Origin of the sequence: Azonexus sp., assembly GCF_041909095.1 — a bacterium.
Classification (GTDB): domain Bacteria; phylum Pseudomonadota; class Gammaproteobacteria; order Burkholderiales; family Rhodocyclaceae; genus Azonexus.
In genome coordinates, this window is record NZ_JAYREB010000001.1 from 1,326,012 (window position 1) to 1,339,051 (window position 13,040).

Sequence of the window (13,040 nt, forward strand, 5' to 3'; positions counted from 1 at the left end):
TTCGGGCATGATGGCAGATTGACCGGAGGACAGCGATGAAGAGCAGGATCGACGAACTGCTGGCGCGAATTGCCGCGCTGCAGGACGAACTCGAAGGCGAGTACCGCAACACGCGGGAGGAGTGGGCGCGCAAGAAGGCCGAACTGGCCGACGAGTTCGCCCGCCAGCAGCAGCGCTACAAGACCGGCCTGTTCCGTTTCCTGATCCGCTCGCGCCTGCTGGTGGTGCTGAGCGCGCCGGTGATCTACGCCGGCTGGCTTCCCTTCCTGCTGATGGACCTGTTCGTCAGCATCTACCAGGCGATCTGCTTTCCGGTCTACCGCATTCCCCGGGTACGCCGCGCCGACTACATCGTCTTCGACCGCGCCGACCTGCCCTACCTGAACCTCATCGAGAAGTTCAACTGTTTCTATTGTTCCTACGGCAACGGCGTTGCCGCCTATACGCGCGAGGTCGCCGCCCGCACCGAACAGTACTGGTGTCCGATCAAGCATGCGCGGCGGGTCAAGGCGGCGCATGAGCATTACCCGAAATTCTTCGACTACGGCGATGCCGAGGCTTTCCAGCAGGGCCTCAACCGGCTGCGCCGGCAGTACGACGAGGCGCCGCGCGACTGAGCGCGCTGCGCGCTATTTCAGGTGTCGTTCGATGACCCGGCTGAGAATTTCCGTGGCGGGGCCGATCCGCTCGACCGGGACGGCGGCGAAGCCGAGATTCATCCCCGGTTGGCGCGTTTCCTGGTCGAGGTAGTAAAGCGACAGGGGGCGACAGATGACGCCTTCGGCGAGGGCTTGTGCGGCGATCATCGTGTCGTCGATCGGGCGCGTGAAACGGTAGAGCACTTGCAGGCCGGCGTGGCCGCCGGACGGCACGACGACACCGCCAAGTCGCGACTGCATGGCGTCGAGCAACGCCTCACGGCGTTCCGCGTAGATGCCGCGCATGCGCTTGATATGGGCGGAAAAATACCCTTCGTCGATGAACTCGGCGAGCGCCGCCTGCTCGGCCAGGCGGCCGCCGCGATAGAGTTCGGAATTGCCGATCACGAAGGCCTCGACCAGATCCTCCGGAACCACCAGGTAAGCCATCCGGATGCCGGGAAACATGACCTTGCTGAAGGTGCCGAGGTAGATCACGCGCTGCCGGTTGGCCAGCCCGAACAGCGAGCCGATCGGTCGCTCGTGGAAGTGCAGTTCGTTGTCGTAGTCATCTTCGATGATCCATGAGCCGACGTGATCGGCGTTCTCCAGCAACTGGATGCGGCGGTCGAGCGAGAGCACGGTGCCGGTCGGATACTGGCTCGACGGCGAGCAGAAGATCAAGCGCGGCGGGTCGGCCCAGTCCTCGACGGTGGGCGCCAGCCCCTTGGCGTCGAGCGGAATCGGCTTGACCTGCAGGCCGGCGGCGGCGAGCACATTGCGCGCCCCCCAGTAACCCGGGTCCTCGATCCAGGCGCGGTCGCCGTGATCGGCGAGGAGGCGGGCGCAGAGGTCGATTGCCTGATGCGAGCCGTTGATGATGATCACCTGTTTCGGGTCGATCGGCATCATCCGCGTCACCCGCAGATAGTTGGCCAGCATCACCTTGAGCGGTCCGTAACCGGTATGTGCGTAATTGAGCAGGTGCCCCTGCTCGGCGCTATGGTACTTGCCGAGCAGGCGCCGCCAGATGGCGAAGGGAAAGGCATCGATATCGGGCACGCCAGGCATGAAGGCGCCGCGCTGGACGACGCTGCTGGTGGCGTTGGAGGCGACGATGCTGCCGCGGCGGGACAGTCCCTCGCGGCGGGTGCCGAGCAGGCGTTTCGGCGGCGAGCGGCGCAGGCCGCCCTGGGCGGCTTCCGAAACATAGCTGCCGTCGCCGGTGCGGCTTTCGATATAGCCTTCGACCAGCAATTGCTCGTAGGCGCGGACCACGGTATTGCGCCCCATGCCCAGATCCTCGGCCAGGCTGCGGGTCGGCGGCAGCTTGGTGCCGGGGGGCAGGGCGCGGTCGAGAATGGCCTGGCGCAGTGCCAGATATATCCTGATGCGCAGCTTGAGCGGCGCCGTCTGGCGGTCCAGATATTGTTCCAGTAACTCGGTGATCAGTCTGGCTTCCATCGTCCGCCCCGAAATTGGTTCCTTGTTTTTCGGAAAAATTGGTTCTCATTTTGACCAATCGTTCCCCTATGATCAACCCATCGAGTGTCAGCGGCCGGTTTCCCGGTCCTGGCAAAGGCGTGATTCAGGAGAGAGGCCATGGGCCAGCAAGACGGTGGAAGCGCTCACGTTACCTTCCGCAAGGTGCAGAAAACCTATGATGGCGAACATCTGATCGTTCGCGATCTCAACCTCGACATCCAGCGTGGCGAGTTCCTCACCCTGCTCGGACCGTCGGGTTCCGGCAAGACCACCTGCCTGATGATGCTGGCCGGTTTCGAGACGCCGACGGCGGGCGAAATCTGCCTCGGCGACCGGGTCATCAACAAGCTGCCGCCGCACAAGCGCAACATCGGCATGGTTTTCCAGAACTATGCGCTGTTCCCGCACATGACGGTGGCCGAGAACCTGCGCTTCCCGCTCGCCGTGCGCAAGCTGCCAGCGGCCGAGATCGACGCCAAGGTCAAGAACGCGCTGGCCATGGTCCGCCTCGAGAAGTTCGCCGGCCGCTATCCGCAGCAGTTGTCCGGCGGCCAGCAGCAGCGCATCGCCCTGGCCCGCGCCCTGGTCTTCGGGCCGGAGCTGGTGCTGATGGACGAACCGCTCGGCGCCCTCGACAAGCAGTTGCGCGAACACATGCAACTCGAGATCAAGCATATCCACGAGAACCTCGGCATCACCGTCGTTTTCGTCACCCATGACCAGGGCGAGGCGCTGACCATGTCCGACCGCATCGCCGTTTTCAACCACGGCGTGATCCAGCAGATCGACAGCGCCGAAACCCTTTACGAGCACCCGGTCAACTCCTTCGTCGCCAGTTTCATCGGCGAAAACAACGCCTTGCACGGCAGCGTCGAGCAGATTGCCGACGGTCGCTGCAGCGTGCGCCTCGATTGCGGCGCGCGGATCGAAGCCGAAGCGCGCAACGTGCAGGGCGTTGGCGCGCGGACCATGGTTTCGGTGCGTCCGGAGCGCGCTTTCCTGGCTGACGGCGAGGGCGGCGGCAACCGCTTCTCGGCCGGGGTCAAGGAAATCATCTACCTCGGCGACCACGTCCGGATTCGCCTCGACCTCGTCGGCGGTCACGACTTCACCGTCAAGATGCCGATTTCCCACCTCGACCGCCAGTTGCGTTCGGGCGACCAGGTGGTGGTGGCGATGGCCCCAGAACACGTCTGCGCGCTCGACCCGGTCGACGAAGCGCATTGATTTTTACTTGCCCGGCGCCGCCGTGCAGCGATTCACCAACAACTCAGAGGAGGGTATTGCCATGATTCAACAGAAGTCCCTGAACAAACTCGCCGCCATCGCCGCCGGCCTCGGTCTGGTCGGCGCGGTGCACGCGGCCGACCTGACCGTCATCTCTTTCGGCGGCACCAACCAGAAAGCGCAGGTCAAGGCCTACTACGAACCGTTCATGCGCAACACCGGGATCAAGATCATCCCCGGCGAGTACAACGGCGAACAGGCCAAGGTCAAGGCCATGGTCGAAGCCGGCAACGTCAGCTGGGACGTCGTCGAACTCGAATCGCCGGAAATGGCCCGCGGTTGCGAAGAAGGGCTGTACGAGAAGCTCGACTACAGCAAGATCGGCAACAAGAAGGATTTCCTGCCGGCGGCGGTCAATGAGTGCGGCATCGGCTTCTTCGTCTGGTCCACCGTGCTCGCCTACAACGCCGACAAGCTGAAGCAGGCGCCGACCTCGTGGAGCGATTTCTGGGATGTGAAGAAATTCCCCGGCAAGCGCGGCATGCGCAAGGGCGCCAAGTTCACGCTGGAGTTCGCGCTGATGGCTGACGGCGTCGCCCCGGCCGATGTGTACAAGGTGCTGGGCACCAAGGCGGGTGTTGATCGGGCGTTCAAGAAGCTGGACCAGATCAAGCCGCACATCCAGTGGTGGGAAGCCGGTGCCCAGCCGCCGCAACTGCTGGCCGCCGGCGACGTGGTGATGAGTTCCGCCTACAACGGCCGCATCGCCACCGCGCAGAAGGAAGGCCGCAACCTGAAGATCGTCTGGACCGGCAACATCTACGACGTCGAGTCCTACGGCATTCCGAAGGGTGCAGCCAAGCGCGAGGAGGCTTACAAGTTCCTGGCGACGCTGGTCAAGCCGGAAAACCAGGTGGTCTTCTCCGGTGAAATTCCTTACGGCCCGACCAACGTCAAGGCCAATCCGCAAATCAGCGCGGCGGTTGCCGCCGAGTTGCCGACTTCCGCCGCCAACATCAAGACCGCCGTCGCCAGCAACACGATGTTCTGGGTCGAGCACGGCGAGGATCTGGAACAGCGTTTCAACGCCTGGGCCGCCCGCTAAGCGGCGCGCTGGTTCCCGGGGTGACCCGGGAACCAGCAGGGCGAGAAAAGAGGAATGAAGATGATGCACCCGGGGGAAACCATGTCCGAACCGCTTGCCGCAACGGCGGCCGTTCCGCTCAAGCGCATGTTGCGCCGCGCCGAACGCATGAAGAAGCTGCGTTACGGGGCGCTGATCGCGCCGCTGGCGGTCTTTCTGCTGCTCACCTTCCTGTGGCCGATCGCCGCCTTGTTGCTGAAGAGCGTGGACAACCCGGAAGTGGCGGCGGCGCTGCCGCAGACCGTGCACCAGTTGTCCGGCTGGCCCGGCAAGGAACTGCCGCATGAAGGCGCCTACGCCGCACTGGTCAGCGACCTGAGCCTGGGCAAGGGCAGCAAGACCCTGGCCGAAGCCGCCAAGCGCCTGAACATGGAAGAGCCCGGGCTGCGTTCGCTGCTCATGAACACCGCCCGCAAGTTGCCGCTGGCGACCGATGCCGGTCCGCGCGAGTCGCTAGTGGCGATGGACGAGCGCTGGGGCGAGCTGCGCATCTGGCAGTTGATCGCCCGCAATGCCAGCCAGAAAACCGATTACTACCTGCTCGCCGCGCTCGACCTGACACGCGACGCGAGCGGCGAAATCAGCCGGGGCGAGCAGGGCGACTCGGTGTTCACCGAGATTTTCGGCCGCACCCTCTGGATGAGTTTCGTCGTCACGCTGTACTGCCTGGCTCTTGGCTTTCCCCTGGCCTACCTGCTGGCCAGCTTGTCGAAACGCAGCTCCAACCTGCTGATGGTGTTCGTCCTGCTGCCTTTCTGGACTTCGATCCTGGTCCGCGTCGCTGCCTGGATCGTCCTCCTGCAGCAGGGCGGCCTGATCAACCATGCGCTGATCGCGCTGGGTATTACCGATGAGCCCCTGCAACTGGTGTTCAACCGGGTCGGCGTCTACGTGGCGATGGTGCACATCCTGCTGCCCTTCATGATCCTGCCGCTGTACAGCGTGATGAAGGGCATTTCGCCGACCTACATGCGCGCCGCGATGTCGCTCGGCTGCCCGCCGTTCAAGAGTTTCTGGAAAGTCTATTTTCCGATGACGGTGCCCGGCATTGCCGCCGGCGGGCTGCTCGTCTTCATCCTGTCGATGGGCTACTACATCACGCCGGCCCTGCTCGGCAGTCCGAAGGAACAGATGGTCAGCTACTTCGTCGCCTTCTACACCAACGAGACCATCAACTGGGGCATGGCGGCCGCCTTGTCGGCCCTGCTGCTGGCCGCCACCTTGCTGCTCTACGTCGTCTACAACCGCCTCGTCGGTAGCGCGACGAACGGCGCTCCGCAACGCTGACCGGAGATTTTCATGCTGCCGCCTTATGCCTCCCTGCCCGAGAAGCTCTGGTACTACAGTTTCCGCGTCTTCTGCGGGCTGGTCCTGCTGTTTCTGGTGACGCCGATCCTGGTCATCATTCCGCTGTCGTTCAACAGCGATTCGATCCTGATGTATCCGATGTCTGGCTTCTCGCTGCGCTGGTACGAGGAGTTCTTCCATTCCGACATCTGGACCCACGCGCTGAAGAACAGCCTGATCGTGGCCCCGTTTGCCACCCTGCTGGCGATGGCGCTCGGCACCCCGGCGGCGATCGGCCTGACCCGCATCGACTTTCCCGGCAAGGCGCTGCTGATGGCGGTCCTGATCTCGCCGATGGTGGTGCCGGTGGTCATCGTCGGCGTCGCCACTTACCTGGTGTTCGCGCCGATCGGCCTGAGCGGCAGCTACCTCGGCCTGATCATGGTGCATGCCGCGCTCGGTGTGCCTTTCGTCGTCACCACGGTCTGCGCGACGCTGCAAGGCTTCGACTACAACCTGGTGCGCGCCGCCACCAGCCTCGGCGCCAGCCCGCTCACCGCTTTCTTCCGGGTCACCCTGCCGCTGGTTGCGCCGGGCGTGATTTCCGGCGGCCTGTTCGCCTTCGGCACCTCGTTCGACGAAGTCGTCGTCACCCTGTTCCTCGCCGGCCCGCAACAGACGACGCTGCCGCGCCAGATGTTCGCCGGCATCCGGGAAAACATCAGTCCGACGATTGCCGCCGTCGCCACCATCCTGACCATCATCTCGGTGCTCATGCTGCTCACGCTGGAATGGCTGCGCGGCCGCAACGAGCGCCTGCGTACCGCCGTCGCCGAGTAAGCCGGCGACTCATCCCGCATTCCCCTTCATCTCTCAGGAACTTCCCATGCAAGGATTGAAAGACACTTCCCTGTTTCGCCAGCAGGCCTACCTCGCCGGCGTCTGGTGCGATGCCGACAGCGGCGCGACGCAAACCATCAGCAACCCGGCGACGCACGCTGCGCTGGGCAGCGTGCCGGTCATGGGGCAAGCCGAGACGGAACGCGCCATCGTTGCCGCCGAGCAGGCCGGGCGCGGCTGGGCGGCGCGTACCGCCGGCGAGCGGGCGCGCATCCTGCGCGCCTGGCACGATGCCCTGCTCGCCAACATCGACGACCTGGCGTTGATCCTGACCAGCGAACAAGGCAAACCGCTGGCCGAGGCGAAGGGCGAGATCGCCTACGCCGCGTCCTACATCGAATGGTTCGCCGAAGAAGGCAAGCGTGCCTATGGCGACGTGATCCCGGCCAATCTGCCGGATCGCCGCATCCTCGCCGTCAAGCAGCCGGTCGGCGTGTGCGCGGCGATCACGCCGTGGAACTTCCCGACCGCGATGATCGCCCGCAAGGCCGCCGCCGCGCTGGCCGCCGGCGCCACCATGCTGGTCAAGCCGGCACCGCAGACGCCGTTCTCGGCGCTGGCGCTGGCGCTGCTGGCCGAGCGTGCCGGCGTCCCGGCCGGCGTCTTCTCGGTGCTGACCGGCGACGCGCTGGCGATTGGCGGCGAAATGTGCGCCAACCCGACGGTGCGCAAGCTGTCCTTCACCGGCTCGACGGCGACCGGCATCAAGCTGATGCAGCAATGCGCGCCGACGCTCAAGAAGCTGTCGCTCGAACTGGGCGGCAACGCACCCTTCATCGTCTTCGACGACGCCGATGTCGACGCCGCAGTCCTCGGCGCGATGCAGTCGAAATACCGCAACAGCGGGCAGACCTGCGTTTGCGCCAACCGCTTTCTGGTCCAGGACGGCATCTACGAGCGGTTCACGGAAAAGCTCGCGGCGGCGGTCGGGCAACTGGTGCTCGGCGTCGGTACCGAAGCGGGCGTCACCCAGGGCCCGCTGATCGACGGCAACGCGCTCGCCAAGGTCGAGACCCTGCTCGCCGACGCTACCGCCAAGGGCGCGCGCGTCCTCTGTGGCGGCCAGCGCAGTGCGCTCGGCGGCACCTTCTTCGAGCCGACCATCGTCGCCGACCTGACCCCGGAAATGCGCGTCGCGCGCGAGGAAATCTTCGGGCCGGTGGCGCCGATCTTCCGCTTCAGCAGCGAGGAAGAGGCGATCCAGCTCGCCAACGCGACCGAGTTCGGCTTGGCCGCCTATTTCTACAGCAGGGACCTGGGCCGGGTCTGGCGCGTTTCGGAGGCGCTGGAATACGGCATGGTCGGCGTCAATACCGGCGCCATTTCGACCGAAGTGGCGCCATTCGGTGGCATCAAGTCCTCCGGCTTCGGCCGCGAGGGATCGAAGTACGGACTCGAGGATTACCTCGAAATCAAATATGTCTGCATGGCCGGCATCGGCCGCTGACGACAACGGATCATCGGAGAACAGCACCATGAATGCACATCACGAAATCACCCGCGCCAGCAACGCCGCCCTCATGCAGCGACGCGCCGCCGCCCTGCCGCGCGGTGTCGGCCAGGGCCACCCGGTCTTTGCCGAGCGCGCCGAGAACGCCGAAATCTGGGACGTCGAAGGTCGTCGCTGGATCGACTTCTGCGCCGGCATCGCCGTCGTCAACACCGGCCATTGCCACCCGCGCGTGCTCGCCGCCGCGCACGCCCAGCTCGACAAGTTCACCCACACCTGTTTCCAGGTCGTCGCCTACGAGTCCTACGTCGAACTGGCCGAGAAGCTGAACCGTCTGGCGCCGGGCGCGACGCCGAAGAAGACCTTCTTTATGAACACCGGCGCCGAAGCGGTCGAGAACGCGATCAAGGTGGCGCGCGCCTACACCGGGCGCAGCGGCATCATCGCCTTCCAGGGCGCTTTCCACGGCCGCACCATGTACACCATGGCGCTGACTGGCAAGGTCGATCCCTACAAGGTCGGCTTCGGTCCCTTCCCCGGCGAAATCTTCCACGCGCCGTATCCGAACGCGCTGCACGGCGTTTCGGTCGACGATTCGATCGCCGGTCTGGAAGCGATCTTCAAGAACGACATCGAAGCCCGTCGCGTGGCGGCGATCTTCGCCGAGCCGGTGCAGGGCGAGGGCGGTTACCTGCCGGCGCCGCCGGAATTCTTCGTCCGTCTGCGCGAACTCTGCGACCGTCACGGCATCCTGCTCGTCGCCGACGAGATCCAGACCGGCGCGGCGCGCTGCGGCACGATGTTCGCCATCGAACACAGCGGCATCGAGCCCGACATCATCACCATGGCCAAGGGCCTGGGCGGCGGTCTGACGCTGTCGGCGGTGATCGGCAAGGCCGAGATCATGGACGCGGCAACGCCGGGCGGACTCGGCTCGACCTACGCCGGCAATCCGATTGCCGTCGCCGGTGCGCTGGCCGTTCTCGACATCATCGAGGAAGAGCAGTTGTGCGCCCGCGCCGAGCGGATCGGCCAGGCGATGCGCGAAAAGCTGAACGCGCTGGCCGGCCGGCTCGATTGCATCGCCGAGGTGCGCGGTCTGGGCGCGATGACCGCGGTCGAATTCTGCCGGGCCGGCGATCCGCATCGTCCGGCGCCGGAAATCGCCAACGCGCTCAAGGCGGAAGCCGCCAAGCGCGGCCTGCTGCTGCTCAACTGCGGGACTTACGGCAACGTGCTGCGCCTGATGGTGCCGCTGACCATTCCCGATGCCGTGCTTGAGGAAGGCATGGAAATCCTGGTCGCCGCCATCGAGGTGGCTGCCCAGGCCTGAGCGAGGCCACCGCTGACGGGGCCGGACGGCCCCGTCAGCCCTTGCGGCCGAGCAGGCCGCGCACCGCGTCCTGCAGGTCGGCCGGCAGCACGACCAGCTTGGCGTTGTCCTTCTCGCCCAGGCGCTCCATCGCCGCGATGTATTTCTCGCCGAGCAGGAAGGCCATCGGCCCGGTCTGCTCGCCGATGGCCGCGCTCACCCGGCGGATCGCCTCGGCCGACGCTTCGGCCATCATCACCTGGGCGTTGGCGTCGCGCTTGGCTGATTCGAGGCGGGCTTCGGCTTCCAGAATGGCCGACTGCTTGGCGCCTTCCGACTTGGTCACCACCGCCTTGCGCTCGCGTTCGGCGGCAGCCTGCATTTCCATCGCCTTCTGCATCGATTGCGAGGGCTTTATGTCCTGGATTTCGACCGACTTCACCGTCAGCCCCCAGTCGATTGCCTCGTCGGCGATGCTCTCGCGCAGCCGCGCCTTGATCTTGTCGCGCGACGACAGCGCCTCGTCGAGTTCCATTTCGCCGACGATCGAACGCAGCGTGGTCATGATCAGGTTGCGGATCGCTTCGGAGAAATCGGTAACGCCATAGACCGCCTTGACCGGGTCGGTGACCTTGATGAAGGCGATGGCGTTGGTCAGGATCACCGCGTTGTCGCGGGTGATCACTTCCTGCTCCTGGACGTCGAGGATGATGTCCTTGGTGACCAGTTGGTAGGCGATGCGGTCGATGTAGGGAATCACCACGTTGAGGCCGGGCTTCAGCGTGCCGTGGTATTTGCCCAGCCGCTCGACGATCCACTCCTCGCCCTGCGGCACGATGCGCACGCCCTTGGCGATGGTGACGACGACGAAAGCAAGCAGTGCGAGGGCAACGACGAATCCGGCTTCCATGGGGAACTCCCTTCAGTTTTTGACGACTTTCAGATAACTGCCCTCGACGGCGACGACGCGCACCCGCTCGCCGGCAGCAATCGCGCTGTCGGCCAGGCAGACCCACTCGTCGGCGCCGAGCAGCGGCCGCTGGAAACGCACGCGGCCTTTCTGGAACGGTTCGATGGCGCCGGTCAGCAGACCGATCTCGCCGATCGCCTCGCCGTCGGCAGTGCCGCTTTGCGTCGCCTGCTGCGCCCGGCGGAAGACGCGGAACCAGAGTACGGTCATCGCCAGCGAGGCGACGATCCAGCACAACAACTGCGCGGTCAGCGGCAGGCCGGGGGCGAGCAGCAGGAGCAGCCCGACGAGCAGCGCGCCGAGGCCGAACCAGATGATGTAGAAGGCCGGCATGGCGAGTTCGGCAAGTACCAGCGCGATGCCGCCGACGATCCAGTGCCACCATTGGGGTTGCATGACGATGTCCATGCTGCCGAGTATTTCGGGTTTGTCCGTTGCGGTCAAGGCAGCCTGTGGTTTTTACGGATTCTGACGGCGCTCGCGCCGGCTTAGAATCGGCCGATGCAAACCGTCCTCCTGCTGCTCCCGGACTTTTCCCTGATCCTGCTCGGTGCCGCGATCCGGCGCTGGATGCATCTGGGCGACCACTTCTGGAGTGGGATCGAGAAGCTGGTCTATTTCATCCTGTTTCCGGCGCTGCTGGTCAACGCGATCATGCGCACCCGGCTCGACCTTGGCGCCGCCGTGCCGCTGCTTGCCACTGCCTTCGCCGCGCTGGCCGCCGGCATGCTGCTCGGGCTGCTGCCGAAGTTGTGGTTGCGCATGCCCGAGTTGCGCTTCGCCTCGATGTTCCAGTGCGCCTACCGCTTCAACTCCTATATCGCGCTGGCTGTCGCCGGAATGTTGTTCGGCAGTCCGGGCATTGCCACCATGGGGTTGATCGTCGGTGCCGCGGTTCCCTTTGCCAACCTGGTTTCGGTGGGGATGCTGGCGCGCCATGGCGAGATCGGCCTGTGGCGCGAAGTGGCGCGCAATCCGTTGATCTGGGCGACGGCCGGCGGTTTCCTGCTCAACCTTGCCGGCTTCCTGCCGCCGGCACCGCTGCAGGCCTTTCTCGGCCGGCTCGCCGATGCTTCGATCGCCCTCGGCCTGATCGCCGTCGGCGCCGCCCTGCGACTCGAGGGGACGGCGGGCGCCCGCTTCTATTCCGGCTGGCTGCTCGCGGTGAAGTTGCTGGCGCTGCCGCTGATTGCCGTCGCCGTCGGGCGGGCGGTCGGACTGGACGGATTGAACTTGCAGATTGCCGTGCTGTTCGCCGCGCTGCCGACCGCCTCGTCGGCTTACATCCTGGCCATGCGCATGGGCGGCGATGGGCGCAGCGTCGCCTGGCTGATTTCGGCAAGCACGCTGCTGGCAATGATCAGCCTGCCGCTGTGGGCGGCCTGGCTGAACGGCTGAGGGTTTATTTCTTCGTCGCCGGGCGGCGCGCTTTCGGTTTTTCTTCCGGGGCCGGTTCGGCGGCCTTCGCCTGGGCGGCTTCGACGTTCTGCTGCAGGTGTTCGCGCATCTGCTGCATCATCTGCCACGGCCACAGCGCGGCTTCCGAAAAGGCATTGCCGGCTTCCGTCGGGGCGGTGGCTTGCGGCGCGGCCGGTTCGTTGATCTGGCGGGCGGCGTCGCTGGCCATCTGCCCCATCGCCTGCATCGTGTTCACCGTGCTGCGCTGCATTTCCAGACCCTGAATGGTCATCTGCAGCATCGACAGATTCATCCGCAGCCAGCCTTCGACGGCTTTCAGATCCTTGATCCGCTTGTCCAGTTCTTCCACGTCGAAGGTCGGGGTGACCATGCCGGGCAGGCCGAAACCCATGTTGCTCCAGAGGTTGCGCATGAAGTTGAGCGGGTCACTGGCAGGTGCTTGGTTCATTTTGTTCTCCTCCGGAGGCAGCCGATACAACGATCTTAAACCACTTTTATCGCGCAAAATGATAAATTAGCACCTGTTATGAATAAGGAATAATCGATGCTGAAGCTGTTGGTTGTCGAAGATCATGCACTGGTCCGCGAGGGACTGGTCGGTTTGCTTTCTCAGGTTGAAGAAGGCGTGCAGGTATTTGAGAGCGCCGATTTCGAGAGCGCGTTGAGCGTGCTCGACAGCGAAGGTGATTTTGACCTGGTCCTGCTCGACCTCGCCTTGCCAGGCATTGACGGCTTCGCCGGGCTCGACATCCTGCGTCGTCGCTATCCGGCGATGCCGGTGGCGGTGGTTTCCGCCTTCGACGACCAGCCGACGGTGACCCGGGTGATGAACCTCGGGGCCTCCGGCTTCATTCCCAAGGCGCTCAATGGCGAACGTCTGCTGCAGGCGGTGCGTGACGTGCTGGCCGGCAACATCGTTCGGCCCAGTGGCCAGATGCCGGCACGTCTCGACGACGCGGTGCCCTTGCCGCCGTCCAGCGTCAGCGTCAAGCCCGGCGAGATTGGCCTGACCGATCGTCAGGCGCAGGTGCTGTGCCTCATGGTACGCGGCCTGTCGAATCGCGATATCGCCGATCAGCTCGACCTTTCCGAAGGTACCGTGAAGATTCACGCGACCGCTGTCTTCAAGGCGCTCGGCGTTACCAGCCGGACCCAGGCGCTGGTTACCGCAGCCCGCTACGGCATCGATTTCAGCGACGTCTTCTGAA

13 protein-coding genes are annotated in these 13,040 nt (G+C 64.9%); 9 read left to right on the forward strand and 4 right to left on the reverse strand.

The window, feature by feature from the left end; translation table 11 throughout:
- Positions 1 to 35 precede the first annotated feature (35 nt).
- On the forward strand, positions 36 to 617 hold the full coding sequence (locus ACE3OV_RS06290) for a hypothetical protein (protein WP_374326104.1): 582 nt from the start codon (positions 36 to 38) through the stop codon (positions 615 to 617).
- Between the two features lie 12 nt (positions 618 to 629).
- Here the strand turns inward: ACE3OV_RS06290 and ACE3OV_RS06295 are convergent, their stop codons facing one another.
- Positions 630 to 2,102: a PLP-dependent aminotransferase family protein gene (locus ACE3OV_RS06295; protein WP_374326105.1), complete on the reverse strand. Its 1,473-nt coding sequence runs from the start codon at positions 2,100 to 2,102 to the stop codon at positions 630 to 632.
- A gap of 138 nt (positions 2,103 to 2,240) precedes the next feature.
- On the opposite strand from ACE3OV_RS06295, the gene ACE3OV_RS06300 reads away from it, so the two are divergent.
- The 6 genes from ACE3OV_RS06300 to gabT all read left to right on the forward strand — a co-directional run bounded on the left by ACE3OV_RS06300 (position 2,241) and on the right by gabT (position 9,464).
- Positions 2,241 to 3,350, forward strand: a complete 1,110-nt coding sequence (locus ACE3OV_RS06300; protein WP_374326107.1) for an ABC transporter ATP-binding protein — start codon at positions 2,241 to 2,243, stop codon at positions 3,348 to 3,350.
- Positions 3,351 to 3,411: 61 nt separating this feature from the next.
- A complete protein-coding gene (locus tag ACE3OV_RS06305) occupies positions 3,412 to 4,455 on the forward strand; it encodes an ABC transporter substrate-binding protein (RefSeq protein ID WP_374326109.1) in 1,044 nt (347 codons plus the stop codon).
- A 54-nt stretch (positions 4,456 to 4,509) separates the two neighbouring features.
- Positions 4,510 to 5,781, forward strand: a complete 1,272-nt coding sequence (locus tag ACE3OV_RS06310; protein WP_374326111.1) for an ABC transporter permease — start codon at positions 4,510 to 4,512, stop codon at positions 5,779 to 5,781.
- Between the two features lie 12 nt (positions 5,782 to 5,793).
- On the forward strand, positions 5,794 to 6,621 hold the full coding sequence (locus ACE3OV_RS06315) for an ABC transporter permease (RefSeq protein ID WP_374326113.1): 828 nt from the start codon (positions 5,794 to 5,796) through the stop codon (positions 6,619 to 6,621).
- 46 nt (positions 6,622 to 6,667) lie between these two features.
- Entirely contained in the window at positions 6,668 to 8,128 is a 1,461-nt protein-coding gene (locus tag ACE3OV_RS06320) for an NAD-dependent succinate-semialdehyde dehydrogenase (protein ID WP_374326115.1), read from the forward strand.
- A 28-nt stretch (positions 8,129 to 8,156) separates the two neighbouring features.
- On the forward strand, positions 8,157 to 9,464 hold the full coding sequence (gene gabT, locus ACE3OV_RS06325; protein WP_374326116.1) for a 4-aminobutyrate--2-oxoglutarate transaminase: 1,308 nt from the start codon (positions 8,157 to 8,159) through the stop codon (positions 9,462 to 9,464).
- A gap of 34 nt (positions 9,465 to 9,498) precedes the next feature.
- Here gabT and ACE3OV_RS06330 read toward each other — a convergent pair whose 3' ends face one another.
- The gene (locus ACE3OV_RS06330; RefSeq protein WP_374326118.1) at positions 9,499 to 10,353 is read right to left on the reverse strand and encodes an SPFH domain-containing protein; all 855 of its coding nucleotides are present in this window, start codon (positions 10,351 to 10,353) and stop codon (positions 9,499 to 9,501) included.
- A 12-nt stretch (positions 10,354 to 10,365) separates the two neighbouring features.
- Positions 10,366 to 10,809, reverse strand: a complete 444-nt coding sequence (locus ACE3OV_RS06335; RefSeq protein WP_374326120.1) for an NfeD family protein — start codon at positions 10,807 to 10,809, stop codon at positions 10,366 to 10,368.
- Positions 10,810 to 10,914: 105 nt separating this feature from the next.
- On the opposite strand from ACE3OV_RS06335, the gene ACE3OV_RS06340 reads away from it, so the two are divergent.
- Complete coding sequence (locus ACE3OV_RS06340; protein WP_374326122.1) at positions 10,915 to 11,811, forward strand: AEC family transporter; 897 nt, start codon at positions 10,915 to 10,917, stop codon at positions 11,809 to 11,811.
- Between the two features lie 4 nt (positions 11,812 to 11,815).
- Here ACE3OV_RS06340 and ACE3OV_RS06345 read toward each other — a convergent pair whose 3' ends face one another.
- A complete protein-coding gene (locus tag ACE3OV_RS06345; protein WP_374326124.1) occupies positions 11,816 to 12,280 on the reverse strand; it encodes a PhaM family polyhydroxyalkanoate granule multifunctional regulatory protein in 465 nt (154 codons plus the stop codon).
- A gap of 96 nt (positions 12,281 to 12,376) precedes the next feature.
- Between ACE3OV_RS06345 and ACE3OV_RS06350 the strand changes: the two genes are divergently transcribed.
- Positions 12,377 to 13,039, forward strand: coding sequence for a response regulator (locus tag ACE3OV_RS06350; protein ID WP_374326126.1), 663 nt, complete (start codon positions 12,377 to 12,379; stop codon positions 13,037 to 13,039).
- The last annotated feature ends 1 nt before the right edge of the window (position 13,040 follow it).